General features: G+C 37.1%; 38 protein-coding genes, 1 tRNA gene, 2 rRNA genes and 1 pseudogene. 31 read left to right on the top strand and 11 right to left on the bottom strand.

The genetic code is table 11. The features are described from left to right. The 4 genes from I588_RS17635 to I588_RS17620 form a co-directional block, all read left to right on the top strand. A 23S ribosomal RNA gene (locus I588_RS17635) occupies nt 1-457 on the top strand; the annotation flags it as partial. Between the two features lie 65 nt (nt 458-522). Continuing rightward, nucleotides 523-638 (top strand): 5S ribosomal RNA (gene rrf / locus I588_RS17630). Between the two features lie 9 nt (nt 639-647). Further along, nucleotides 648-721: transfer RNA gene (locus I588_RS17625), tRNA-Asn, on the top strand. A 103-nt stretch (nt 722-824) separates the two neighbouring features. Continuing rightward, nucleotides 825-1,175 carry an iron-sulfur cluster biosynthesis family protein gene (locus tag I588_RS17620; RefSeq protein ID WP_010760121.1) on the top strand — a complete coding sequence of 117 codons (351 nt, stop codon included), beginning with the start codon at nt 825-827 and terminating at the stop codon, nt 1,173-1,175. Between the two features lie 46 nt (nt 1,176-1,221). Here I588_RS17620 and I588_RS17615 read toward each other — a convergent pair whose 3' ends face one another. Together I588_RS17615 and I588_RS17610 are read right to left on the bottom strand one after the other, a co-directional pair. Then, nucleotides 1,222-1,845 carry a flavin reductase family protein gene (locus I588_RS17615; RefSeq protein ID WP_010760120.1) on the bottom strand — a complete coding sequence of 208 codons (624 nt, stop codon included), beginning with the start codon at nt 1,843-1,845 and terminating at the stop codon, nt 1,222-1,224. A 45-nt stretch (nt 1,846-1,890) separates the two neighbouring features. After that, nucleotides 1,891-2,865 (bottom strand): ring-cleaving dioxygenase, encoded by a 975-nt coding sequence (locus I588_RS17610; protein ID WP_010760119.1) that lies wholly within the window; start codon nt 2,863-2,865, stop codon nt 1,891-1,893. A 134-nt stretch (nt 2,866-2,999) separates the two neighbouring features. On the opposite strand from I588_RS17610, the gene I588_RS17605 reads away from it, so the two are divergent. Continuing rightward, complete coding sequence (locus I588_RS17605) at nt 3,000-3,647, top strand: NIF family HAD-type phosphatase (protein WP_010760118.1); 648 nt, start codon at nt 3,000-3,002, stop codon at nt 3,645-3,647. 42 nt (nt 3,648-3,689) lie between these two features. On the opposite strand, the gene apf is transcribed toward I588_RS17605, so the two are convergent. Continuing rightward, nucleotides 3,690-4,283 (bottom strand): aggregation-promoting factor, encoded by a 594-nt coding sequence (apf, locus tag I588_RS17600; protein WP_010760117.1) that lies wholly within the window; start codon nt 4,281-4,283, stop codon nt 3,690-3,692. Nucleotides 4,284-4,864: 581 nt separating this feature from the next. Between apf and I588_RS17595 the strand changes: the two genes are divergently transcribed. Next, a complete protein-coding gene (locus I588_RS17595) occupies nt 4,865-5,620 on the top strand; it encodes an alpha/beta fold hydrolase (protein ID WP_010760116.1) in 756 nt (251 codons plus the stop codon). A gap of 207 nt (nt 5,621-5,827) precedes the next feature. On the opposite strand, the gene I588_RS17590 is transcribed toward I588_RS17595, so the two are convergent. Continuing rightward, a complete protein-coding gene (locus I588_RS17590; RefSeq protein WP_010760115.1) occupies nt 5,828-6,970 on the bottom strand; it encodes a tyrosine-type recombinase/integrase in 1,143 nt (380 codons plus the stop codon). A gap of 205 nt (nt 6,971-7,175) precedes the next feature. Between I588_RS17590 and I588_RS17585 the strand changes: the two genes are divergently transcribed. Beyond that, entirely contained in the window at nt 7,176-7,409 is a 234-nt protein-coding gene (locus I588_RS17585; RefSeq protein ID WP_010760114.1) for a hypothetical protein, read from the top strand. Here I588_RS17585 and I588_RS17580 read toward each other — a convergent pair. The 5 genes and pseudogenes from I588_RS17580 to I588_RS26945 form a co-directional block, all read right to left on the bottom strand. After that, nucleotides 7,401-8,243: a toll/interleukin-1 receptor domain-containing protein gene (locus tag I588_RS17580; RefSeq protein ID WP_010760113.1), complete on the bottom strand. Its 843-nt coding sequence runs from the start codon at nt 8,241-8,243 to the stop codon at nt 7,401-7,403. The two genes, I588_RS17585 and I588_RS17580, sit on opposite strands and share 9 nt — an antisense overlap. 657 nt (nt 8,244-8,900) lie before the next feature. Beyond that, nucleotides 8,901-9,083 (bottom strand): annotated as a pseudogene (locus I588_RS28145) (hypothetical protein); the annotation flags it as partial. Nucleotides 9,084-9,106: 23 nt separating this feature from the next. Continuing rightward, nucleotides 9,107-9,751 (bottom strand): hypothetical protein, encoded by a 645-nt coding sequence (locus I588_RS17560; protein ID WP_010760111.1) that lies wholly within the window; start codon nt 9,749-9,751, stop codon nt 9,107-9,109. A gap of 188 nt (nt 9,752-9,939) precedes the next feature. Beyond that, complete coding sequence (locus I588_RS17555) at nt 9,940-10,461, bottom strand: hypothetical protein (RefSeq protein WP_010760110.1); 522 nt, start codon at nt 10,459-10,461, stop codon at nt 9,940-9,942. 24 nt (nt 10,462-10,485) lie between these two features. Next, on the bottom strand, nt 10,486-11,184 hold the full coding sequence (locus tag I588_RS26945) for a LexA family transcriptional regulator (protein ID WP_010760109.1): 699 nt from the start codon (nt 11,182-11,184) through the stop codon (nt 10,486-10,488). A gap of 142 nt (nt 11,185-11,326) precedes the next feature. Here I588_RS26945 and I588_RS17545 point away from each other — a divergent pair, with 142 nt between their 5' ends. After that, entirely contained in the window at nt 11,327-11,575 is a 249-nt protein-coding gene (locus I588_RS17545; RefSeq protein ID WP_010760108.1) for a helix-turn-helix transcriptional regulator, read from the top strand. Further along, the gene (locus I588_RS17540; RefSeq protein ID WP_010760107.1) at nt 11,575-11,838 is read left to right on the top strand and encodes a hypothetical protein; all 264 of its coding nucleotides are present in this window, start codon (nt 11,575-11,577) and stop codon (nt 11,836-11,838) included. The genes I588_RS17545 and I588_RS17540 overlap by 1 nt, the downstream gene beginning before the upstream one ends. Here I588_RS17540 and I588_RS27345 read toward each other — a convergent pair. Further along, nucleotides 11,835-11,993: a hypothetical protein gene (locus I588_RS27345; RefSeq protein ID WP_010760106.1), complete on the bottom strand. Its 159-nt coding sequence runs from the start codon at nt 11,991-11,993 to the stop codon at nt 11,835-11,837. The genes I588_RS17540 and I588_RS27345 overlap by 4 nt on opposite strands. A gap of 69 nt (nt 11,994-12,062) precedes the next feature. Between I588_RS27345 and I588_RS17535 the strand changes: the two genes are divergently transcribed. The 21 genes from I588_RS17535 (at nt 12,063) to I588_RS17430 (ending at nt 22,415) form a co-directional block, all read left to right on the top strand. Beyond that, nucleotides 12,063-12,317, top strand: a complete 255-nt coding sequence (locus I588_RS17535) for a hypothetical protein (protein ID WP_010760105.1) — start codon at nt 12,063-12,065, stop codon at nt 12,315-12,317. Between the two features lie 81 nt (nt 12,318-12,398). Continuing rightward, nucleotides 12,399-12,941 (top strand): helix-turn-helix domain-containing protein, encoded by a 543-nt coding sequence (locus I588_RS17530; protein ID WP_010760104.1) that lies wholly within the window; start codon nt 12,399-12,401, stop codon nt 12,939-12,941. Then, nucleotides 12,941-13,219, top strand: coding sequence for a helix-turn-helix domain-containing protein (locus I588_RS17525; RefSeq protein ID WP_010760103.1), 279 nt, complete (start codon nt 12,941-12,943; stop codon nt 13,217-13,219). Before I588_RS17530 ends, I588_RS17525 begins: the two co-directional genes overlap by 1 nt. Before the next feature lies 1 nt (nt 13,220). Beyond that, the gene (locus I588_RS17520) at nt 13,221-13,433 is read left to right on the top strand and encodes a hypothetical protein (protein ID WP_010760102.1); all 213 of its coding nucleotides are present in this window, start codon (nt 13,221-13,223) and stop codon (nt 13,431-13,433) included. Between the two features lie 42 nt (nt 13,434-13,475). Continuing rightward, on the top strand, nt 13,476-14,420 hold the full coding sequence (locus tag I588_RS17515) for a DUF1351 domain-containing protein (RefSeq protein ID WP_010760101.1): 945 nt from the start codon (nt 13,476-13,478) through the stop codon (nt 14,418-14,420). After that, entirely contained in the window at nt 14,413-15,477 is a 1,065-nt protein-coding gene (locus tag I588_RS17510; RefSeq protein ID WP_010760100.1) for an exodeoxyribonuclease X C-terminal domain-containing protein, read from the top strand. Before I588_RS17515 ends, I588_RS17510 begins: the two co-directional genes overlap by 8 nt. Before the next feature lie 50 nt (nt 15,478-15,527). Then, nucleotides 15,528-16,454, top strand: coding sequence for a DnaD domain-containing protein (locus I588_RS26940; RefSeq protein WP_010760099.1), 927 nt, complete (start codon nt 15,528-15,530; stop codon nt 16,452-16,454). Then, nucleotides 16,441-16,707 carry a hypothetical protein gene (locus I588_RS17495; protein WP_010760098.1) on the top strand — a complete coding sequence of 89 codons (267 nt, stop codon included), beginning with the start codon at nt 16,441-16,443 and terminating at the stop codon, nt 16,705-16,707. Before I588_RS26940 ends, I588_RS17495 begins: the two co-directional genes overlap by 14 nt. Further along, a complete protein-coding gene (locus tag I588_RS17490) occupies nt 16,704-17,117 on the top strand; it encodes a DUF1064 domain-containing protein (RefSeq protein WP_010760097.1) in 414 nt (137 codons plus the stop codon). The genes I588_RS17495 and I588_RS17490 overlap by 4 nt, the downstream gene beginning before the upstream one ends. Then, nucleotides 17,114-17,407, top strand: a complete 294-nt coding sequence (locus I588_RS17485) for a hypothetical protein (protein WP_010760096.1) — start codon at nt 17,114-17,116, stop codon at nt 17,405-17,407. The genes I588_RS17490 and I588_RS17485 overlap by 4 nt, the downstream gene beginning before the upstream one ends. Further along, complete coding sequence (locus tag I588_RS17480) at nt 17,404-17,658, top strand: LexA family protein (protein WP_010760095.1); 255 nt, start codon at nt 17,404-17,406, stop codon at nt 17,656-17,658. The genes I588_RS17485 and I588_RS17480 overlap by 4 nt, the downstream gene beginning before the upstream one ends. Nucleotides 17,659-17,734: 76 nt before the next feature. Next, nucleotides 17,735-18,127: a hypothetical protein gene (locus tag I588_RS17475; RefSeq protein WP_010760094.1), complete on the top strand. Its 393-nt coding sequence runs from the start codon at nt 17,735-17,737 to the stop codon at nt 18,125-18,127. A 67-nt stretch (nt 18,128-18,194) separates the two neighbouring features. After that, nucleotides 18,195-19,199, top strand: coding sequence for a tyrosine-type recombinase/integrase (locus I588_RS17470; RefSeq protein ID WP_010760093.1), 1,005 nt, complete (start codon nt 18,195-18,197; stop codon nt 19,197-19,199). 30 nt (nt 19,200-19,229) lie between these two features. After that, nucleotides 19,230-19,460: a hypothetical protein gene (locus I588_RS17465; RefSeq protein ID WP_010760092.1), complete on the top strand. Its 231-nt coding sequence runs from the start codon at nt 19,230-19,232 to the stop codon at nt 19,458-19,460. Between the two features lie 36 nt (nt 19,461-19,496). Beyond that, nucleotides 19,497-19,652 (top strand): hypothetical protein, encoded by a 156-nt coding sequence (locus I588_RS27340; RefSeq protein ID WP_010760091.1) that lies wholly within the window; start codon nt 19,497-19,499, stop codon nt 19,650-19,652. Between the two features lie 37 nt (nt 19,653-19,689). Next, nucleotides 19,690-20,070, top strand: a complete 381-nt coding sequence (locus I588_RS17460; protein WP_010760090.1) for a YopX family protein — start codon at nt 19,690-19,692, stop codon at nt 20,068-20,070. After that, nucleotides 20,067-20,300, top strand: coding sequence for a hypothetical protein (locus tag I588_RS17455; protein WP_010760089.1), 234 nt, complete (start codon nt 20,067-20,069; stop codon nt 20,298-20,300). The genes I588_RS17460 and I588_RS17455 overlap by 4 nt, the downstream gene beginning before the upstream one ends. A 24-nt stretch (nt 20,301-20,324) precedes the next feature. Further along, nucleotides 20,325-21,344: a DNA cytosine methyltransferase gene (locus I588_RS17450; protein ID WP_010760088.1), complete on the top strand. Its 1,020-nt coding sequence runs from the start codon at nt 20,325-20,327 to the stop codon at nt 21,342-21,344. Between the two features lie 75 nt (nt 21,345-21,419). After that, nucleotides 21,420-21,683 carry a hypothetical protein gene (locus I588_RS17445; protein ID WP_010760087.1) on the top strand — a complete coding sequence of 88 codons (264 nt, stop codon included), beginning with the start codon at nt 21,420-21,422 and terminating at the stop codon, nt 21,681-21,683. After that, complete coding sequence (locus I588_RS26500) at nt 21,667-22,107, top strand: YopX family protein (RefSeq protein WP_010760086.1); 441 nt, start codon at nt 21,667-21,669, stop codon at nt 22,105-22,107. The genes I588_RS17445 and I588_RS26500 overlap by 17 nt, the downstream gene beginning before the upstream one ends. 104 nt (nt 22,108-22,211) lie before the next feature. Beyond that, nucleotides 22,212-22,415, top strand: coding sequence for a hypothetical protein (locus tag I588_RS17430; RefSeq protein ID WP_010760084.1), 204 nt, complete (start codon nt 22,212-22,214; stop codon nt 22,413-22,415). 84 nt (nt 22,416-22,499) lie between these two features. Here the strand turns inward: I588_RS17430 and I588_RS17425 are convergent, their stop codons facing one another. After that, nucleotides 22,500-23,051, bottom strand: a complete 552-nt coding sequence (locus I588_RS17425; protein ID WP_010760083.1) for a PBECR4 domain-containing protein — start codon at nt 23,049-23,051, stop codon at nt 22,500-22,502. A 356-nt stretch (nt 23,052-23,407) separates the two neighbouring features. On the opposite strand from I588_RS17425, the gene I588_RS17420 reads away from it, so the two are divergent. Next, nucleotides 23,408-23,686: a hypothetical protein gene (locus I588_RS17420; RefSeq protein ID WP_010760082.1), complete on the top strand. Its 279-nt coding sequence runs from the start codon at nt 23,408-23,410 to the stop codon at nt 23,684-23,686. Nucleotides 23,687-23,740 lie beyond the last annotated feature (54 nt).

Below are 23,740 nucleotides of genomic sequence, written 5' to 3'. Positions count from 1 at the left end.
GGGGATAACAGGCTTATCTCCCCCAAGAGTCCACATCGACGGGGAGGTTTGGCACCTCGATGTCGGCTCGTCGCATCCTGGGGCTGTAGTCGGTCCCAAGGGTTGGGCTGTTCGCCCATTAAAGCGGCACGCGAGCTGGGTTCAGAACGTCGTGAGACAGTTCGGTCCCTATCCGTCGCGGGCGTTGGAAATTTGAGAGGATCTGTCCTTAGTACGAGAGGACCGGGATGGACTTACCGCTGGTGTACCAGTTGTCTCGCCAGAGGCATCGCTGGGTAGCTATGTAGGGAAGGGATAAACGCTGAAAGCATCTAAGTGTGAAGCCCACCTCAAGATGAGATTTCCCATTTCTTTAAGAAAGTAAGATCCCTGAGAGAAGATCAGGTAGATAGGTCAGGAGTGGAAGTGCAGTGATGTATGGAGCGGACTGATACTAATCGATCGAGGACTTAACCAAAAAAACTCGGAAGAGTTTATTTTCTGATCCAGTTTTGAGTGAGCGAAACTTACTCAAGTAAATAGTGTGGTGGCGATGGCAAGAAGGATACACCTGTTCCCATGCCGAACACAGAAGTTAAGCTTCTTAGCGCCGATTGTAGTGAAGGGTTTCCCTTTGTGAGAGTAGGACGCCGCCACGCGCATATTATTCCGGCATAGCTCAGTTGGTAGTAGCGCATGACTGTTAATCATGATGTCGTAGGTTCGAGTCCTACTGCCGGAGTTTCTCAGACGATCTTTTATAAGATCGTCTATTTTTTTTCTTAAGCATATGTCTGTTAGGTTTCACTAAAACATGCTACGCTTGTGTTGAGGAGATGAGATATATGTATTTAGAAATAGCAGATGAATTGAAACCACGATTTGAGGATTATCTAAAAGATAGTGTGGTAGTTTTGGATTTAGATGATGGTGTAGGCAAGTATACTAAAGTAGGTTTTTGTTCTTTAGATATTAGTTTCCGTTTCTTAGTTTTACGCAAGGATCAGGATCGTTCTGACTATCAAGCCCCTTTAGAAAGTAACGTTGGGGAGCTTTTTGTTAAGGAGCACTCAGTAATTCATTTAGATGAAAAGATGAAATTGGAATTTGACGCACCGAGAGGATTAACTAAGCTTAAAGGTACAAGTGGCTTAATTGATGGAAACGTTCAAATTATTGATTTACGTGAACAATAAAAAGAGTACCCCAGTCATGTCTGTGATGATTGGGTTACTCTTTTTTTTATTGAGGTCTTTCAATATCAACAATGTTATCTATGTGACTGTAGCTATTCCCAGCTAAACGGGCGATTGGAGAAAATTTTTCTGGCAAAATGTATTCATTCTCATTATCGAAAATGTCTTCTGAGAAATAATAGTCATGCACTTCTAATATGAAGAGGTCACTAATAGTTTTCTTTTCATGGTCTTTTATTTCGAGATATTGATGGACTGTTGCTTCCATACGGACAGGAGCCTCTTTGATGCCAGGTGTTTGGATTGTATGGCTGTCAACGAGTGTTAGACTGCTCTCTGTTAATTCTCCAATGTCGGGAGGCAAACTGGCAGCTGTAGCATTCATTTCATTCAGCACCTCATCATTTACTAAATGAACCACACCTTCTTTAGAGTTAAAGAGGTTAATGGCAGTATCTTTCATCCTGCCATCTGGATGCCGATTGATAGACAAGCTGATTAAAGGAATGTTTTTTGCGACTACGTTGAAGTAGCTAAACGGGGCGGCATTAATAATTTTTGTCTCTGAATTCACTGTCGTGATCCAAGCTATTGGTCGGGGAATAATGCTGCCGGTTAAAAATTTATAGTTTTGCTTAGTGGTTAATTGCTTAGATGAGTAATGGATCATAAGGAACCTCCTTAAAAAAGCAGGCGATACTCGCCTGCTTTTAAATTATTGTCGTTTTTTGTTAGCATCGGATGTATCAAAAGGTCGTACATAGTCTTCGATTTCTTTGCGTTTTGGTTCTAAGAAAGGAGGCAAGGACAGGATTTCTCCAGCAGTTTCGTAAGATTCATCTTCTAAGAAACCTGGACCGTCTGTTGCCAATTCAAATAGAACATTTGGTGCTGCCATGAAGTACTCCGATTGAAAATAGAAACGATCAACGAAGCCAGAATTTGGGAATTCCAAATCATTAATTTTCTTAATCCAATATTTCAATGCATCATCATCAGCTACACGTAAAGCTAAATGGTGCACATTTCCAAAGCCTTCTTGTGCAGGTGGTAGGTCGTCTCTGAAGTCCACTAGAATGGTTGCCCCATTTCCGCCTTCGCCAACTTCAAATTGATGCATAGTACCTTCTTCAGCTGTTTCCTTAAAGCCTAACACGTTCTCCAATACGAGTTTCATGTGATCAAAGTTTGATACTGTTACAATCGTTGGTCCTAAGCCGATAATTGAGTGTTCGGCTGGAACATTTGAATTTTTCCAAGGGGTGCCGGCAGCAACTCCTTGATTGGTTTCATCTGAAACTAATTGGAATAATTGATTATCGTAGTCATTAAAGTTTAAGTATTTTTTTCCAAAGCGTTCCTTGATTTCGCTGTGTTCAACATTCAGTTGAGTAAAACGGTCTGCCCAGTAAGTTAGTGAAGCATCGCTTGGCACCCGGAAACCAGTACGTGAAATAGTGTTGGTTCCTTTCTTGCCTTGAGGAATACCCGGAAAATCAAAAAAGGTCATATCTGTACCAGGAGCTCCTGTATCATCCGTAAAATATAGGTGATAGGTTTCAATATCGTCTTGATTGACGGTTTTTTTAATCATTCGTAAACCTAAAATATCGGTAAAGAAGCGATAATTTTTTTCGGCGCTTGAAGTCATTGCTGTAACGTGGTGTAACCCGCGAATTTGTGTATCCATAAAAATTCCTCCTTGAAATATCTCTCTTACTAAAAGTAAGTATATAGAGTATTCTTAATTAAAGCAAATAATTAGCTTTCTATTGCCAATTTGTGAAAAGAAAGCTAGGATGGAAGAAAAAGGGGAGGTATTTGATGAAAAGAGTCGTTTTATTTGATTTAGATGGTACATTGACTGATTCTAGCAAAGGTATTTTAGCATCTATTACTTATATGTTGAAGGAATTGGGACTTGAAATTCCTAATGAAGAGATTCTACGCACATTTATTGGCCCACCATTAAGTCTATCCCTGGGTAATTTGTATGGTATGGACAAAGAGGCAGCGCAAAGAGCAACGTTGATTTATCGAGATTATTACGCGACGTATGGCATTTTGCAGTTGGAGGTTTATCCAGGAATTGCTGAGACCTTGGCGGAGCTTTCAAAACACTATACGTTAGGTGTAGCCACTTCAAAACCAGCTCCTTATGCCCAACAGATTATTGATAATCTAAATTTTACTTCTTATTTTAGTGGGATTTTCGGAGCCGATATGGAAGGAAAACGGGAGGGAAAAGCTGCTATTATACAGGATGCCTTAGTTGGTTTAACAGTTAAGGCTAAAGAAGTAATAATGGTGGGAGACCGTGAATTTGATATAAAAGGTGCAAGAGAAAATGGTGTAGCTAGCATAGGTGTTCTTTATGGTTTCGGTAATCGTAAGGAGTTGGAGCAGGCTGGTGCAGATGAAATTGTCCAGTTGGCATCCGATATTCCTATGGTAGTAAGGAAATTTAAATAATAAAAAAGTCGAAGAATTCTTCGACTTTTTATTTAATCTATTTTAGTACCAGCCGTTTGCTAACCAGAAAGCTTGAGCACCTTCCCATGAGCCGTAACGTTGTGCAACGTATTGATCAGCTACACGTTCTTGATTTGCTGGAGAGTAATCACCGTTTAAGTAAGAAGCACTCAACTGGTAACGTCCAATGTATTGACCATTTGTTGCATCATATGAACCGCTAGATTCTTTTTGTGCAATCCATTCTTTTGCAGAAGAAGTAGTTGCTGGAGCTGCTGCTGCCGGAGCTGCTTCTTGGACAGGAGCTGGAGCAGTTTCTTGTACAGGAGCTGCTGCTTGTTGAGTTTGTTCAACTGGGGCTGCTTGTTCTTGAACAGGAGCTGCAGTATTTTGTGCAGCGGTGTCGATACTTAATTGTTGTCCTTCAAAGATCAGATCAACATTGCTAATGTTGTTATTCGTTGCAATTGAGTTTACCAGGCTGTTGTCGCCAACAAATTTTGCTGAGATTTTAGATAAAGTATCACCTGATTGAACGGTATAAGTTTCTGCTGCGTGAGCGTCGCTTGTTCCGATTGCTAATGCAGCACCTGCTGCCATAATTGTACTAAGTAATAATGCTTTTCCGAATTTCATCTAGTAAATTCCTCCAAAAAGTTTTTGTCGTCTGTTGCTTCGACCACGTTTCATACTTTAACATCCTTTTGTATTTCATAGGTAAAAGACCGATGACAAGAGGTTACAACGCAGTGTAACTATGTAACAAAATAACTGATGTAACGGATTATTTGAAATTTTTAATACTGAACAGAAAGCGGTTTAAACACGATTAGGTCAGATCTAATGACTATTTTTAGTGGGAATATACGTTCGTTAATTGGTCATGTTACTGATATATTGACATCATTTTGTAAAGGTATCTAAAGAAAATCACAAGACATCGCTTATTTAAATGTATAAGAAAAGTTTAAGTACCAATGTTATTAGGATGTTTTTCTGAAAAGCATTATAAATTAGGAAGAATATGGAACATTTGCATAATGAAAGTAGGAGACATTCAAATGAAGATGATATAATGAATAAAGAAAGCGTTTGATTTTTAAGTGAAGGAGCTGTTGGTAATGGGAGTATGGATAACTGCCTAGGGATAGCTTGGGCTAATTTTGATAAGCCTTGCTATTCATTGTGTATATTCGAATAGACAAGGAGAGAGAATCATGAGTTACTTTACTTATAAAGGTTATCAAATTTATTATGAAATTGTTGGCAAGGGTGAACCGTTGATGTTTTTGCACGGCAATACGTCCTCTTCTAGATTATTTCAAGGGATATTACCTCTGTATGCTGATTTTCAGGTGATCTTGATTGATTTTTTAGGTTACGGACAATCTGATCGAATAGAAAAGTTTCCTGATGACTTATGGCTGGATGAAGCTCACCAGGTATGCAGTTTGCTGGAGGAATTAAAAATTTCGGCAGTTCATCTAGTGGGTACTAGTGGAGGTGCTTGGGTTGCGTTAAATGTGGCCTTACTAATTCCAGATAAGATTAAAAGTGTAACCGCAGACAGTTTTGATGGTCGGACGTTGCATGCTGGATTCAAGAAAGAATTATTGGCAGAAAGAACACAAGCTGTAAATATTAAGGAAGCGGTACAGTTTTATGAATGGTGTATTGGTGCAGATTGGCAAGAGATTGTTGAAAAAGATACGGTTTCGTTAATTCGTCTCATTGATTCGAATAAGCCGTTATTCGTAAAAGCCTTGCAAGAGCTGCAGGTACCGTTACTTTTGACAGGTTCTAAGAAGGATCAAATGGTCAGAAGAGATCTGGAAGAAGAGTATTTAGCCATTGCTCAGGAAGTCAATGATGCACGAATTCATTTATTTAATGAAGGAAGTCATCCTAGTTTAGGGACCAATGCAGTGGCAGCAGCAGAGATAATTACTGCATTTATTCACGAGCACAAGTAAAAAAGAGAAATCAAGATTCCTTACTATTTGTATTGTGGAGCAAAAAAAGAACCTTGATTTCTCAAGGTTCCTAGAAGAGCCACCTGTCGGCTCTCGAGCCTTTTTTTCTACAAGATTAGCATTTAATCTGCTACATTTTACACTATACTGAAAAATGGATATATAGCAGAAAAAATAGATATATTGGGTAACTTTTGGGTAACGACTTCAAATCAAGTCTCTTAAAAACTGTTCAGATTTTTGCTTATTCTTACTCCTGTTTTCTTTAGTTGAGGATGCATACTCATATGATTGGGTGATTTCTTTATGTCCAAGCTGCGACTTGATATAAATTGGATCAGCTTCAGCCATAATTAGAAAATCCGATTTAGCATGACGGAATGAATGACTCGATATCCTTTTTATCTCTGCTAGTTCACATGTTTCTTTGATGTACTTGTCTACAGCAGATACAGAGATGGGCCACATATCTATATTGCTAACAAATAATAAATCTTGTGGGTTCCTGATTTTTCTGGATAAAACGGCTTCTTTTTGCTTAGTATGATAACTCCTGAGATAAGAAAAGAGGGTTTTAGGAACGTCCAGGTCTCTAATGCCAGCATCGGATTTCGGAGGACCAAAACGCTTCACACCGCCATCTGTTTTATAGGCTCGTACGATAGAAATTGTTTCATCATCTTCATTTAAATGTTCCCATCCCAACGCTGCAATTTCTTGATAACGGCAGCCAGTGTACATTTGTGTCAAAATGAAATATTTACTTGTTGTATCTTCTCTAGAAAGCAAAGCCTCTTTGAATTTTTTCATATCTTCAAAAGAGATAGTTTTTTCAGATAAATGGACTGCTTTCTGACCAACTATTTTTATGTTTCTGGTAGGGTTAGAATGGATGTATTGCATGTCCAATGCTTCGATAAACATAGATTTAGCGATAGCATGTCTATTCTCCACAGTTTCTACCGCTAACCCTCTTTCATTTACGTTTCCAGGTTCTGCTAACCAGTTGATCCACTTTTGATAATTAAGCTTGGTTACTCCACGAAGAGTCTGCTTTTCCCCAAAGAAAGCTTCAAGGTTTTTTCTTGTTATATTGATTTTCTGCATTCTCCCAGCAGAAACTTTCCCTTTCTTAAAGGTATCTACCCAAGTATCATAGAAGTCTAATAACTTGATATCATGTAGAACTTCTCCTTTCATAATCTTTGATTGAAAGTCTATATATGCTTCGTTCAAATCCTTTTTTGTTGATTTGGTTATCATTTTGTCTTTCCATTCACTGGTAAGTGGATCTTTGTACTTAAACCGAATTCTCCACTTTCCATTTTTCAATTTAACTGGTTCCGCCATTAACAAGCATTCCTTTCTGATTTTTATCAAAATATTCAAATTTGCTCATGAGTCAACAGATAGTTATACACAATTTCTGTTAATAAATCTGATTTTTTGTTGATAAGTCAAACGTATGTTCTTTTTTTCTGCAAAAGAAAAGCCCTTAGGCTGTTCTTGTGGTATAATTGGATTAGTATAAAACCATCCAATGTGAGGTGCCAATATGACTGATAATCAAAAAATAATCGAATTGGAAAATAAAGTAAAAACATTGGAGTTTCAACAGAAACAGTTGATCAGAATTGTATTACATAAGACACCCATCTGGGCAAAAGAACCACTAAATGCAGCGGAATCAGTCGGTCTAGTAGAGTTACCCTACATGGGAGTTGATAGCAATGGATCTTACGATTTTTATCGCATACTTGACTTACTTTATAAAAAAGGATTACTCTAACAAAGATTTAAAAGCATCAAGTATCTCATCTATAGAGTTTATTCTTGTATCTAATGCTAGCCTATTAGATAAAGAGGGACTCTTTTTGTCTATTTCTTCTTTTGTAACATTATGCCAAAGTGGTAAAACCATCTGTCTTCCAGTAGAACTCTCCTTGTTAAGGATTCCATCTAATTCATAACCTGTCCAGTACTTCTCAATATATTTTGAAGATAGAACTACTATTCCGAACTTTGATTTTGCAAGCCCTTCATCTATAGATTGACGTATTGATTGCCCCCAACCAATGCTGCTTATATCTCTCCAGATTGAAAAATCAGCATTTTTAAAAGATCGTTCTAATTTATCAACATATTCTGAATCCTCAGATGCATAAGAAATGAAAATATCAAATTCTTTATCACTTAAAGAGGGATCAGTAAGTATTCCAGATTGAACTACTTTTATCTCTTCCTGTTGGATTTGTTTCATTTCAATTATTTGTCTATCATACGAACGTTTCAAATCTTTTTGATACTTTTCGTTTTCTTCGGTTCTTGCTTTACTGAGTTTCACTTGCGTATCTCCGAGTTCTCTTCTCTTTTTTGCAATCTTCCCTGAAATATCAGCAACTTTACTCTTTGCACTAACAGATTTTTTTGTTTCTGATTCAATTGTGCGCTGTTTGGAACGAATAGTGGAAGCTACTTTTGAACGACTAATAGTAGCTTGGCAATCAGCAACTTTTTTGTCTGCATCCGAAGCTTTCTTTTGTTCACTTGCTAGATTTTTTTCTAATCGATTTATATCGTTCAGTAAAGTTTTTTCCTTTTGTTGTAATGAACTTATTGACATATATAAACTCCTTTCATACCGTGCATGCACGGTTATTTTTATTCCCCGAATCGTAATCGAACCGGCCGCACCAGGAGGGGAGAGAACCTTAATCCATCATCCATAGTGAAAACGACATAATTACTACACCGAGAATGGTGAAGAGAATGCCTATGAGGAACAGCTTTCCTCTTTTTAAGTGAAAATCCCAATTCTTTACTGATATTGAATTTCCCAATCCGCAAACGAGGAAAAGTATACCAGATATAAAGAAAAGAATATTTCCGTAATTTATCAAAGCTATTCCTCCTAAAACACCGGGTCTAAATTATCTGATCTTTTGAAGGGCCAAAAGAAAACCTAAAGTTACATTCTCTAGAAATCATCCCAGTTGTCTTCTTCAGATTCAATGTCACTTAACTCATTTTCTTGATTACCAAAATCAGTTTTGGTGTTACGTTTAGTCCCCAATCTGATTAAACTGACAATTACAATTATTAAAAGAGCAATTCCTGCAGCGATTGGGAAGAAGGGGGCAAGAATCGGTAATACCAAAGCGGCAACTAGCAATGTCCAGCAACCACACCCAGACTTTTGTTCACCCTCATATCGTTTTCCATTTGAATAGTGTGATTTTGAAGCATTCTTCCGATTGCTTGAAGATCCAAAACTTGTAACTGATTTGGTGGTTTTGCTGTAAGCTTTATTGTAAGCAGCTTTCTTCGGATTATTTACCCAACCAGCACCTTTTTTGCCATACACAGGATTTACTGAACTTTTCACTTTACGTTTAACTTTACCAGTTGTACGTGCCTTAACAGATTTTTTTATGCTGGGCTTTCTTATTCCAACTTTGACCATTTCTTCCTCCTATGCAAACAATATTAGTAACATTTCTCGCAGGGAGTTAATCCCATCGATTTGGCACCCTCTAATGAAATTTCACTGTAAGTACCATTGCCACATTCTCTGGAGTGATATTTACTTCCAGTTCCAGTAATTAAAACGGTCTGATTTTGTTCAGCAACTACTTGGTTTTTATCTAATTCAGCTAGATGTTGTTCCATTCCTTCAGCTTGCTGAGTTAACTCATTCTCAGCTCGGCTTAATTCTTCGAAAGTCAAAAGACCGTCATTATTGTAATCCGCTTGAGATGTTTCTTCTTTAATGACTTGTTCTCCATTGGGAAGAATCCTCAGGACAGTACACTGATGACCATGAGGAGAGGTTAGGACTTGACCTATTCTTGGATCCTGTTCAGGCATAGACTCTTCCTGACGATCACTACTTATACTAGCTTCTACTGGCGTGTTCGAAGACGGTTCAACACTTTGTATTGTTGATTTGGATTCACTGATTGAGGATTCAGTAGAAAGAGACGTTTTCGTTTCATTAGGTTTCTTTTTAACAATTTTTTCCGATGTTGTGTTCGATTTTTCAGAACTTTTACTTTCATCATTTTTATTTCCGCACCCAGTGAAAATAAATATGCAACTGAATGCCACCCACACCTTCAGCATCTTTTTCATAATAATCTCCTCCTCATTCACTTTTTTACATTTTATCTGTAGGTATAATACCGTATAGAGAAATACTGCGAAGGATCACATTTATTTTTTCTGTGTCTTTGAAAAAGATATACCGAGTAAAAGAAAAAATCGAAGTCTAAAATTGTTAGATAGTCGCAGTTGTTTTGTACGAATTAATATTCCTGTTTTTATTTGTTGTCCTTCATGTAATCTCTAAAGTCCTTTTCGTTAAGTAGTTTTACTTCCCATGAAATCGGATCCCAGTTATCAGAAAAAATAACTTTATCTCCATCTTTCAAAACAAAACGTCTTTTTTCACCGATTTCTTCTAACATCTCGAAAGAATAATCTACATCTTCACCATCAGAACTGTCAGTAGTCTGTTCTTCACTAATTACATCAATTGAAACATAACCGTTTTGGTTTTCATCATCAGAACCATACTGCATATCAGTAAGAACAGCATAATACGCACCAGGTTCGATGTCAGTTCCTACAATATAGTCTCCCCCAGCTAAAATATCAGTGGATACAGCATTATCATTTGTTTTTTCTTTTGTTAAATTTTTACTGCTTTTATCTGATTCAAATGTACTTGTTTCTGTCTTATCATCGGTGCTCGCTTCTTTCTGATTATTGGGGGAACTACACCCAGATAGTAAAAATAGACAACTTAATCCAACATAAAATCCAATAACAATTTTCTTCATACAAACTCCTCCATTTTTTTGAATTTACATTTTATCTGTAGGTATAATACCGTACAGGAAAACACCATGAATAATTACATCTACTTCATCCTCATCCTTTACATACTCCCAAGGAGCATGAAACTTTGAATAAGAAAGGGGAGTGAACTTGATCCCGTTTTCTGTATGGGCTACTTGTTTAAGAGTAGCATCATCCCCGTTTATAGTAACTGCGCAGATATCCCCGTCTTCCCAATCAAGACACTTGTGTATTATTGCAATAGAGCCTTCTGGAATAATTCTATTCATTGAATCTCCTAAAACACGTAAAGCAAAGATATCTTCTCTACCATATCGTTTTATCACAGAAGGCTGAATAGCAATAGAGCCTTCGTAATCGCTAACTAATCCAGCAGGAGAGGATGCAGCAATACGCCCCAAAATTGGAATTGTGTAATCCTCTGGAATTTCGCCGGATATTGATACTTCGTTGCCTATTTTCCTATCGTAAGAATCAAGATAGCCAGCTAGTTTCAAAAGCTGAGGGTAAGTAGTTTGTTCGGGATAAGCATTTGCTATTCTTTTTAAAATGTCCGCAGAAGGTTCAACTGGTTTTCCAGTTCGTGGATCCTGTCCGGTAATTAAGTATCTAAGATAATTATGACTTACACCAGTTCTATCAGCCATTTTCCTGTAGGAATCATTAGCTTTCAATTGTAAAAGTTTACTACTTAATGTGGGCATAATAAGCCTCCGTTCGTAATTCCTATAGTACACATTGTAATGCTAGAGTTACAAAAAAGATATGAATTTTCAGTAAAACATACTGTACAAAGTGTAATTCATGTGTTACTATATCTTTATTGATAAGAGAGGAGGAGCAACGATGAGAAATAATTTGAAAAAAATAATGCAAGTTACAAATATGAATCAAACTCAATTAGCAGAAAAAACAGGTCTTTCTCGGCAGTTCATTAATAAACTTGTTAATGAAAAGTCTGGAATCAATCCTCAACAAAGTTCTATGGAGGCCATTGCTGATGTTACGGGATTTTCTGTTTATGATATTTTTTTTAACAACGATGTACAACTTGTGTTACAAAACATCAACATTGAATCCAAGGAGGTGGTCTAATGTCAAGTAGTCCTGCACCAAACAAAAAAGACAAGAGAAATCCAATGGCACAAAAGGATATGGACAACAAAATAAACTACAACGCTGTTATTGATGATTTAGTTTTCTTAGGTTATGAATTAGCTCAAACCATGTTGAAAGATGATTCTCTAAGTGAACACACAGAGGGAGTAGCTCTCATTAAAATTGATGAGAGAAACCCAGAAAAGCTAGCAGCAATCTCTGGGTTTATTGAAGCAATAGTAAAAGCGGCTAAAAACTAGTTGTCGGATTGATCTTTAGCTTTGACTTTTTCTATTGCTTCTGTCCACTCTTTTAATAATTTTGCTACACCTTCAGCGTTTACCTTTGTGAGCCTACCGCTCGCTAGATAGCCGCTTAATAATGTTGCAGCCAATTCTTCAGATGTTTTAGACATAATTTTTCACCTCCTGAAAAAATCATATCAGAGGTAAAAACGAACATAAAGAGAACAGGAGGTGAAGATATGAAAGATAAACCACAAATGATTAAAACCATGATTGACAACAAATTTTTAAGTCAATATACCGAAATGCTAATTCCCGCTATATCAAGAAAGTTCGGAGTTAAGCCAGGAATAGAAGGTTCATTGTTTTCTGATACGAACAGTGTAGATGACATGTTTATTCTATTTTTATCAACTGACGAGGTTGCGTCTGACATTTTAGAATTTGTTGATTCTAAATGGGAATTTATCGGTGTTCCCGAACTGATCAATTAGTACGATCATTTCTAACATCTATTTTAAGGCTTTGAACCATCTGAATAAAAGATGGTCAAATCAGAACAAAGGAGGGAAATCGTGATATCAACAGTTTCAAGAAAGCTAAAGAAGGCTTTGATTGTATGGCTACTTAAAAGCAATGTGTCAAAACGAGATTTAGCAAAAGCTCTAGGAGTTTCCAGACAATCGCCAACAGATTGGACTAAAGAAGAACCAACCAATGTGACGCCTGAAAACGGGGTAAGAATTGCAGAATATGCAAACGATACAGATTTAACCATGAGTATTGTATATAAGTTTTTTGGCATTTTTAGACCGATGGATGGCGATGTATACAAACGGGATCTTTCTGCTAGTGATGACCTGCAGGAGCTAGAGGAAGAAGAAAGAGACGAGGCTAAGAAGCTAGCTAGAAGAGTTCTTTGCAAGGAAGTGCGTTGCTTGACTTCCAAAGACCACAACCTATTAATCAAGTTAGCAAAAGAACAAGCCGAGGTAATTTTTGCAGGAACTCAATTTTTAAATGCTTTATGCGAGGTTGAAAACATATCAATCATGGATTTGTTCTCGATGTTTATGAACGATTGGCAAAATGCCGGATATTTTGGAGGTGATGACTAATGAATATGTCAACATTTGCTGAAAAGAAAACGCAACGATTGGCCAGAACAATCTCAGATAACTTGTCTTGGTATATGAATATTACAGTGAGAGTTAGTAACAAAGAGCTCGCTAAGAAAAGTGGAGTTTCTGAGTCGACGATAAGCCAGATAAAGAATGATATCGAAGGCAAACAAAGACCTGATTTAACAACTTTAACAAAACTGTCTTTAGCATTAGGAATTGATTTTATTGAGTTGGTAACTGAGAAAAAGATTGTTAAAGCAAAGGAGGCCTAACATGAGAAACCTAAAAATAATACGAGGCTTTGGAATGGCATTTTTAGTTGGAGCAGTTCTGACGAGTAAAATGATTACTACCGTTCCCACAAACGTTGCTTTAGCGATCGTGAGCAGCATTGCTGCTGTGATTATAGTACCAACTCAGATGATTTCTATTGATAAGGAATACGAAGAAGAAAAAAAGAAACGCCTGAACCGCCGGCAAGCTTAGTTCAGACGCAAAAAATATTTATTTATCTAGGAGGATTATACCATGGAAACAACAGAGTTATCAACAAAGCTTCAATATAGAGTCAACTACACACCAAGTGAAATTGTAATAGAAAATGAGGAACAATTGGCATCCATCGTCGAAAAATTAGTTTCTACTTATGGAAGTCTAGTTTACACAGATGATAATATTCCTGAAGCTAAAGAAGCTAAAGCTTCTTTGAATAAAGTCAAAAAGGTTCTAGAAGATCAGCGGAAAGATGTGAAGAAAAAATATAACGAACCATTAAAACTGTTCGAAAGTCGTATTAAGTCTTATGTAGAGAAGATCGATTTAGTAAAAGACGAAATTGATTTAGGTATTAAGGACTTTGATGAACGGGAAAGACTGAAGCGTGAAGAAATTCTAAATGAAACAATTTCAGCTATGGCTCCAAATTATGAAATAGCAGTAGAAGAATTGGAGATTGATCCTTCATGGACCAACAAAACAAACTTCACTAAAAAGGGTGAAGTAAATAGTAAAACTGTAAAAGCTATTGCTGACAAAATGGGATTTATTTCTTTAGAGACAAAAAGAATTGAAGGCGATAAGAAAACTGTTCAGACATTTGCTGAGTTAAATGGATTAGAACCATATGCTTGGGAAAACTTAATTGCTCAAGGGCATGGAGTCAATGAAGTATTAGAACGGATGAAGCAAGCAGTTGAACAAAAGAAACTAGATGAAGAAGAAAAGATCCGTAAAGAAATAGCTGAAAAAGAGTATCAAGAGGCTATGAAAAAAATGGAAGAAGAGCGACACCAAACAATTGAGGATAAGGTGATTGATTTAGAAACTGGTGAAGTCATCGAAGAAAAACTTGAAGACGAAATCCTCAAGTTTACGCTTGAAATTAGCGGACCAAAATCAAAACTTCATGCACTGAACCAGTATATGACTGATCAAGGGATTGAATTTCGGAAAGTGGTGATCACTAATGACTAATGAAGTAAGTACGCATAGCAACACTACTTTGAGCTTAGTTGCAAACACTAATTTAGAGCAAGTGTCGAATCAGCTTAAAGCGATTGATAACTTTCAAATGGTTGTTCAAAAAACTCTAAGAGTTGATCAAGATTATGGAACTATACCAGGGACAAATAAGCCCACTTTATTAAAACCTGGTGCTGAAAAAATTCTTATGCTGATGGGGTTAACCAGTGAATATGAAATCGTAGATAAGGTTGAAAATTATACGGAGGGATTCTTCGCATATACTGTCAAATCTTCTCTATACAAAGATGGGTTGCTGATTACCGAGGGATTTGGCAGCGCAAATACAAAAGAAACCCGATATCGTCAGAACGAATGGAATGAAGCAGAGCATAAAAAGATATGGAATGGTGGCTATCAAGATCCGTACACCTTAGTAAACACTGTTTTAAAAATGGCCAAAAAGCGTGCACAAGTCGATGCTGCTTTAACTGTAGGTTCATTGTCTAACGTATTCACACAAGACATAGAGGATATGAAAGAGTTGCTCGATAAAGAGCAGATGGAAACAATGAACGATAAAGATGCCAATAACATGAAAATTACTTTTGGTAAGTATAAAGGTCAAACTTTAGTTGAAGTGTTGAAAAAAGATAGGAGTTACATTGAATGGATTTCCAAAAATGCCAAGCAGGATTCTTTAAAGAAAGCTGCATCAATGCTTCTAGAAGGGAAAAATGATCCTAAAAGCTTTAGTAATAGTAAAAATAATGATGAAGTGAAATCAATTTCTAAAGAGCAAATAGGTGAGATTAATAATCTTGCAAGCATTATTGGTGCAGCCAATGAATTGAAACCAGAAGAAGTAATAAAAGCCTATAAAATTGATGATCTTGCTTTAATTGATCATAAAACAGCACTGGATCTCATCAAAAGATTGACCTCTAAACTTGACTCGGCGATGGAAAAACAATCGCAAGAATTCGAACAGGAAGAATTGTTCAATAGTTCCAAACCGCCATTGTCAGGCAGAGAAATAGATATTAGTGACGACGATTTACCATTTTAGAAAGAGGGAGAGTACTCCTTCTCAAACAGAAATAGAAAGGAGGTCGCATTTTGGACTATATCAGACAGATTAATGCTTTTGAGAATTTGAATGAGTATAACGAAATCGGGCCTGGGGCACAGTTGCTTTGGTACAAGCTGATGCGAGTAGCAAACCTGAGCGGTTGGCAGAATGAGTTATCTATTTCAAATACAAGGCTACAATCAATGACTAAAACGTCTGAAAAAACATTGATTAATAATCGAAATCAACTAATCCAAACTGGACTCCTTCAATACAAAAAAAGAGGTCGAACGAAAGCTGGAATTTATATACTGACTGATTTAACTGGAAAATTTCCAGCAAAAACTACAGTAAATAATATAGCTACTGGAAATTTTACAGTAGATTCTACAGTAAATAGGAAAGTAAATCCTTCAGTAGATAGTTCAGTAGATTCTACAGTAGATTCTACAGTAGATACTTCAGCTTATATAAACAAAACAAAACAAGACAAAACTAAAAATAATATAGCTTCTGAATATAGTGATAATAGTAATTCAGAACAAACCGCCGTTTCGTATTGGTTAAACCAAGTGAATCCAGCAGAAGCACCATTTATTACTCAATCGATTCAACATTGGGTCCAAGACTTCAACGGACAAGATGACATAGTTATTGCTGCGATCGATGATATGCTTCAAAACGGTGCTCGAAACTATAAGTACCTCGACAAGATATTGAAAACATGGGAATCCTTAAAACTTGATACACCTCAAAAGGTGTCAAAACATCTAGCAGGTCATTATCATAAAAAAGTGAAAGCGAAATTCACTAACTATGGACAAACCCTATACACCTATTATCAACAGGAGTTACGTTTCTCACCAAAAATGACCTTTGAGGATTATGTGGAAAGGAAACGTTTAAACGAGCGTGACAAGATTGCATTGGAACAATATATAAAGAGTTTGGAGGGAACCAATGAAGTTTCTTGAGATAATCAGCAAGCTGGGTAATTCAGCCAGTGATGAGAGCGAAAAAGAGTTACTTCGTGACTTCTATGATCGTCTTCGTGAAATGATAAGGCATGATTGTAGCGAGGATGAAATCGAGCATCGATTTTGTTTAATGATCACTGGATATTTGTTCCGATACGTAAATAATCAAGTGGACTACAGCGAAACAAATGCAGATTACTATCTTTCATTTTTGGAAAGTCGTTTAATAAGCAGCGAGGTGTCTGCATGAGATATCCAAAGCGTAAATCAAAATACGGAAACAAGAAGGTTTACAGATACGGACGATGGTTTGATTCGATTGCTGAAGCGGAATATTATCCAATTGCTGTTAAGTATGCCAGTGATGAGGGGTGTGAGCTACGTCTTCAAGAAAGACTTGATATTCTTCCTACACTTAAATTAAATCAGTGGGCAATACGCAAATCTCAATATGTTGCGGATTACGCCTTTTACTACCGTGGTAAATTAGTCCGTTTAGTGGATGTTAAGGGTGTGGAAACCAGTGATTTCCGTTTGAAGGCCAAGCTGATTGCTAAAGAATATGGTGTGGTAATCCAATTGGCCAAAAAGAAAAGGAATGGTTTTGTACACTTTCCATTTAACATGCCAACGAATAAAAGAAAAGAGGTCACTAGATGATAACAGAACCTTTTGTTGGCCGAGAGGGAGCAATTAAGAATGTACCGATTAGACGAAAGCGAGCTAAAAAGCCGAATGTTCAAATAGGTGGGATTTATCTATGTTACCCGCGTGAAGGCGAATCATGGAAATTCCCCTTTATTGGTGAAGTCGAAAACATTCTGACGAATACGGCCGTTGTAAAAATAATCGCTACTCAGAAAGAAGATGATCACCTGATTGATAAATTAAACAATCGCACGGTGGTTGTTTTGACCAGGATGGTGCCAAGAAAGAAGGCAGATCGATGAAGACAGCAAATAGAATTCTTCTTTGCATATTTAACTACCGACAAGAACACGACTATTCGCCAGCGGTTCGTGAGATCTGTGGGATCGTAGGGCTAAGTTCTTCTTCAACAGTTCATAAGTACATGAATAGATTAAGAGAGCAAAAATTAATCAACTATGTCGATGGAAAATCAAGAACAACAACCATTACGGCAAAAGGACACAAATTAGTTCACGAGTTGCTAAATCAGCATAAGAAATTGTCTTTATGAAGAAATACTTAACATCAGTATTAAGCTAAAAATCTAACATTGATTTATAAAATTAAAAATTTAAGGAGTATAAAAGATGAAGCTAACTGACAAATTCAAACTAATCGAAATTGGAAACATCGAAAAAAAACCACGCATGCTTGTTTCAAAACACAACATCAGATTTAATAAACCGTTGTCTGAACAGATGGATTATACGGAGCATGTAAAAATATATTTAAACCAAGAAGAACAGCTTCTGGCGATCGTGCCTTGTGCAAAGAATACGATTGGAGCAACAAAATTTTATAAAAAAGAAAATAGAAAGTGCAAGAATCCTACATGGTCTAATCAAAGATTTATTCATCTTATCGAAAAAATAAATGGATGGGATTTACAAAAAAATAGTTATGGATTATATCCTGGTAAGTTAGACGAAGGCGGAATTTATTTTGATTTTTCTAAAGCAAAAGTAATCCCAAAAACTTAAAAGTCACTTAATTAATGCAAGAAACACTGAAGAACCTAGCGTCTATTTGCTGAAAGGGTGACTTTCTATGAAAACAAAAGAAGCGAAAGAAATACTTGTTGAACGAGTAATTGCAGATATGGAACATGAGCTTGAAGTAAGCCAATTGCAAAAGCTACAAGTCGTTATGACAATTCAGATGTCGCAGTTTTCAGTTGAAGAGAGTAAAAACGAAGTTGTAATTTATGATGAAACATCGGACATTGCCGCCTATAAACAATTCTTTATATCTAAGAAGCTTGCTGGATTATCAGACAGAACGATCGAGTTGTACATGTATACGATTGATAAATTTATGCGAACTGTGAGAAGGTCCTTTTCAGAAGTGACTACAACCGATATTCGTTTGTATATAGCAAATCGAAATGTTGTTGATGGACTTAGCAGCGCTTCTCTTGATAGGGAGCGTGGATGCATCTGCCGTTTCTTTAGATGGCTACACGATGAAGAATATATTTCATCCGATCCAGGTCGCCGTGTTGAAAAAATTAAAGTGGAGAAGCGACTGAAAAAGGCGTTCACTCCGATTGAAGTTGAGTTGCTACGCCGATCAGCAAAAAACAGCAAGCAGCGGCTAGTAATTGAAATGTTGCTAAGCACTGGATGCCGAGTATCTGAGGTAATTGCCTTGGAATTTGAAAATTATGATTTAGCCAGTAACTCCTGCAGTGTTATCGGGAAAGGTTCGAAAGAACGCCGGGTCTTCTTCAACGCAAAAACTGTTGTAGCGATGAAAGAGTATTTGCAGGAAAAGCCGCATATGACCGGTCCGATTCTTTACGGGAAATACGATGGTGATCGAATGACAAAGAGTGGAATTCAGAAAATGGTGAAAGAAATCGGCGGCCGTGTTGGTATATACGCACATCCGCACAAATTCCGTAGAACTGCGGCAACTTTGGCAATTAAACGAGGCATGCAGCTAAACGATGTCCGCAGGTTCCTAGGCCACGATGATATGAACACGACTTTGCAATATTTGGATTTGGGCGATAGTGACATGAAGATGCTGCATGATAAATATGTGAATTAGTGGAAGATATAGCGGAATGAGGTGAATCCGATGAAAGAGCCTGTGAAGGTCAAAAATGAAGAATGGATTGATTGGATTGAAAAAGGATTCAATATGTATGCTAAGGCGCAAGAATCATTTAATGATGATGCTTTGACAAAGACGTTTGAACCTATAAAGAAAGAGGTAGATGGATTGAGTGGAATCTCAAAAATTAAATTTAAAAGTTTAGTTTTAGGGGTATTTCTTTTTCGATTTGGCAGATCGAAAAATGAAAGTTAGTCCTTAAACGACCGAAAGGATGGAAAGGAAGACATGATGGATAAAGAGGATAAAAAAGAATTGGAACGCTTGGAAAAAATTTTAGAGAATTATGATAAAACAGGCGGATTCAATTTTACTGGTAATGATTTTATTTCAGCAGCAAGATTAGCGGTTAAATATGGTTGGATTTACAGTGATCTGTGTAAATAAGTGATTCAATTAACCAAGGATAGAAAGGAGTGATTGGATGATACCGATGTTTAGAGCGTGGGACAAAATTAACAGAGAAATGATTTCATGGCGAAGGCTGCTGAACGGCCATAATTTAAGAAATGTTTTTATGCGGCCTGAAATGTGTGGGTTAAAACTCATGCAGTCTACAGGCTTGAAAGACAAGAACGGCGTTGGAATTTTTGAGGGGGATATTGTTTCAGTAGAAAATCATCCATTCCAAAAAACGAAAAACAGCGCTGCTGGGATTGAAATTGAAGGTGAATATCCTGTTGCTTGGAATGATTATGATTTAACTTGGTGTGCAGGAAATCTACTACTATCTAAATTAAAACCTTATATAGCTGTAAAAGGCAACATCTACGAAAATCCAGAATTGATGGAGGAATCAAAATGAGTAAAATACCTGTTGTAATCGTCAAGTTTCTTATGCAATTTGACAAAAAAGATATTGCAGAAGCACTTGGCGTTTTGATCAAAAGCCGAGATGGTGATTATTACTATTTAACAGACGTACTTGTTGAAGACAATGTAATCACTGCGGAATTAGGTGAAGCAGTTATGGAAGTAGCTAAAAAGCTTAGCTATGATGATATTTTTGGTTGGTATTCATCATTAGTCGATTAACCACCAGTAGTAAGGAGAAGAAGAGTGGGCTCAGTACTTCAAATATTGGAGTTGTTCGGGGGCATTGGGGCACCTCGCAAAGCATTAGAGAATTTAGGAATTCCAATCAAAAGCATTGATTATGTTGAGATTATGAGCTATGCCGTGGAAGCTTACAATCAGATGTTTGATCATAGCCAGCGGCCACAGGACATTACTAAATGGAATTTGAATGTGGATCTGTTGATACATGGCTCCCCTTGCCAGGATTGGTCAAACAATGGTTTGAATGATCCAAGCACCGGAAGATCAATTCTTTATGAAAGAACGCTTGAAATAATTGAGAAGGAATTGAACCCACGGCCTAAAGTAGTGATATGGGAAAACGTTGTAGGACTGATATCAAAACGACACGTTCACCATTTCAATCATTACTTGGAAAAAATGGAAAGTTTCGGCTACTTCAACAGTGTTAAAGTCCTGAATGCGGTGGACTTCGGCATTCCGCAGCATAGAGAACGGGTTTTCACGGTTAGCGTTTTGGATGGAGGGCATTTCATATATCCATCGCCAATGCCATTAGAAAAACGCCTGATGGACTATATAGACCGTGAGGAAAATAATCCTGATCTAAATCTAACAGAGAATGAGTTGTCGTTGTTTTTTAGGAAAAATGGTGATTTATATATACATGAGAACAACAGTTTTAAGTATAGGTTGGTTGACGAGGGGGATTCCATCAATGTTGAACGCCCAAATTCTAAAACTAGAAGAGGTCGAGTAGGCAAACAAATTGTTAAGACAATAACTACGGGCAACAATCACGCGGTTTACTATGATAATAAATTAAGAAAGCTGTCTACAAGGGAAAACTGGAGATTAATGGGATACAGCGATAAAGATTTCTCTGCTGTGAGCAAGCGGAATATTCCTCAGAAGTATCTTCAAACCTTAGCTGGTAATAGTATTGCAGTCCCGGTGCTGGAAGCGTTACTTGGCGAAGTAATCAATCAGTTTTTCAGTGAGAAGCTAAGTAACAGTGAAAAGATTGGTTTGTTTTGTTAGAACCAAGGATTGAGTGAAAAACAGTTCTGCTGAATCCGCTGATTCAATTAACTCAGCATAGAAAGGAAAGATTGAATGAAAACATTGTATCAACGTGCTCAAGAAGTAGCACAAGAACATTATAGGAAAACTAGAGATTACGCTTTTAAGAGCCTCAGTGTATCATTTCGAAATGTGGTTCTCACTAATAAATTACCAGAACCCTCTTACGAAGACACTCGACCTCAATCGTTTTATCGTGAAGAGATGATCGCTTTAATGAATCTCCTACATGATGAAGAGATCAAGAATCTAAAAGCTCAATACGAAAAAGAGGTGCAAGATGATACCGAAGTTTAGAGGCAAGTGTCCAGATGCCGGGTGGATTTTCGGCAGCCCTGTTAAATTCGATGAGCACATAAGTTTTATCATGCCTGAGTTCAACGGAGCTTCAACCATGTCATACTCAGTGATATTTGATCGTACAGCTCAGTTCGTTGATATCGAAACAGTAGGCATTTCAACAGGCTTGAAAGACAAGAACAGCGTTGAGATTTACGAAGGGGATATTGTAATCGGAAGTCAGGATTTAATAACTGGTTTACTAACTCCAACAGAAGTGAAGGGCATTGTAAAATATTCAAGCGAAAATACGATGTTTTACTTAGAAGAAAAAAATTCAGGACATGATAAATTTATTCACTCGCTAGGTAGTTCAATTTATAGATATGAAGTCTTAGGAAACATCCACGAAAATCCAGAGTTGTTGGAGGTGGCGGAATGAAGCTTTTTATCGTGGTACTACTCTTCATAGTGAGTTTCATTGTTTACACGGCCATTGTCGGCGGCAAGATCGATGATATAAGGAATGAAAGGGAATGAGGCGGAATGAGTGAGGTAAAAGTAGAAATACTGAATGAAGCATCAGCAAAGGAGCTTCAATCAATTATTTCTGAATATCTGAACAAGGGTTTCAGTATTCAAGACAGCCAAGTTCAGTGGTATCAAGGACGGATCGAGGGTGTTTATGTGTTTGTAAAATATACTGCTGAAGAGCGACCGAAGGAAAAGCAAGATTGGATATATTGCTAGTCCACTAACCGACGCTAGAAGAGAGTACTCACAGGTCATTAACGACAAAAAAACCATCAAAAATTGATGGCATAAGTTTAAAACTTAGAAGAGTTCCAATTGATGATTTTGGGTAACAAATTCAATTGTTTCAACTTTTGCTCTTTTTGAAGCGGGCATTACTGGACGACGCCCCTTTTTAAAAACATAAAAGGTTACAGGGGCATAAATCGATTCTCCAATGGTTCTAAGTCCCAAGTTTAGATATTTATTCTTATGCGGATGAGCAAAGACAATATCAAGGTTCATTGATGAACCCTTTCGATCTTGTTCAGAAACGTATATTACTGAGGCGTTATAGTCTTCGAGAAAAATTTCCAAAATGAATGGGAATAAAGTAATTCGATCTTTTATCTGGCCAAAGTTTTGGTGGTGTTGCAGATTATCATAAGTAATTTCATTATTGCACAGCATTTCACATAAAGTTTTAGACGAGTGGGAATATATGTACTGTAGTCCAAGTAGATGAGGAAGCTGTTTTATATCAAATTTGATGTAGAAGCAATCTAAAGGCTGAAACTTCGTAGTTAGTATTGCAAGCTTTCCGTCAAAGTTAGAAAGATATTGATTGTATGTGTGATTAAAATCTTTATTCATTCTAACCTCCAGAAAAAGTACAAAAAAAAGAAGAGTGCAAAGCATGGATACCGTCCCATGCAGACAAACGCTAGGCTAACCCGCCCGCCGGGGATCGTGGGTGCACTCTTTTTCCCACTTTGGTCTTAAAGACCTGTTCGAGATATAGACGAGGTAGATAGAGCTCTTTTCCTCACTATTAGAATAACAGTACTGTTACAAAAAAGCAATTGGATTGTTTAAAGATGACTGACTTCTTAAGAGTGTTTTAATACTAGTTTGTGCTAGTTTGTATCAGAAAACGCTGAAAGTAGCCAAAAAGTCATCCAAGTCGAATTATTAGAAAATGATTAAAAATAACGTAGAGGAGGGGCGGAATGAGTAACCAGATAAGATTAGAAAAAGATAAAGAAGTAAAAATATTCCCGAATCAGCAAAAAGTTGCTGACTATTTAGGGGTAACTAAGCAAGCCGTAGCTAAGGCACTAAAAAATCAGTCGATGTGTAATGGTGCGAAACTGACAGTTTTGTATCATAAATGTGCTTATACTGATAAATCCAAGTCGCTCATTATAGATGGTAAACTTATAGGTTCGTATGATCATATTGAGCGAAAGAATGGCAACATCTTTGTAATTGGATTTAAAGAGGAATAAGTCCACTAACGTCGGCAATAGTGGATGAAATAAAAAAAGCACCAAGCCTAAGCC

The organism is Enterococcus pallens ATCC BAA-351 (assembly GCF_000407485.1).
Classification (GTDB): domain Bacteria; phylum Bacillota; class Bacilli; order Lactobacillales; family Enterococcaceae; genus Enterococcus_A; species Enterococcus_A pallens.
This window is presented reverse-complemented; position numbering and strand designations above follow the sequence as displayed.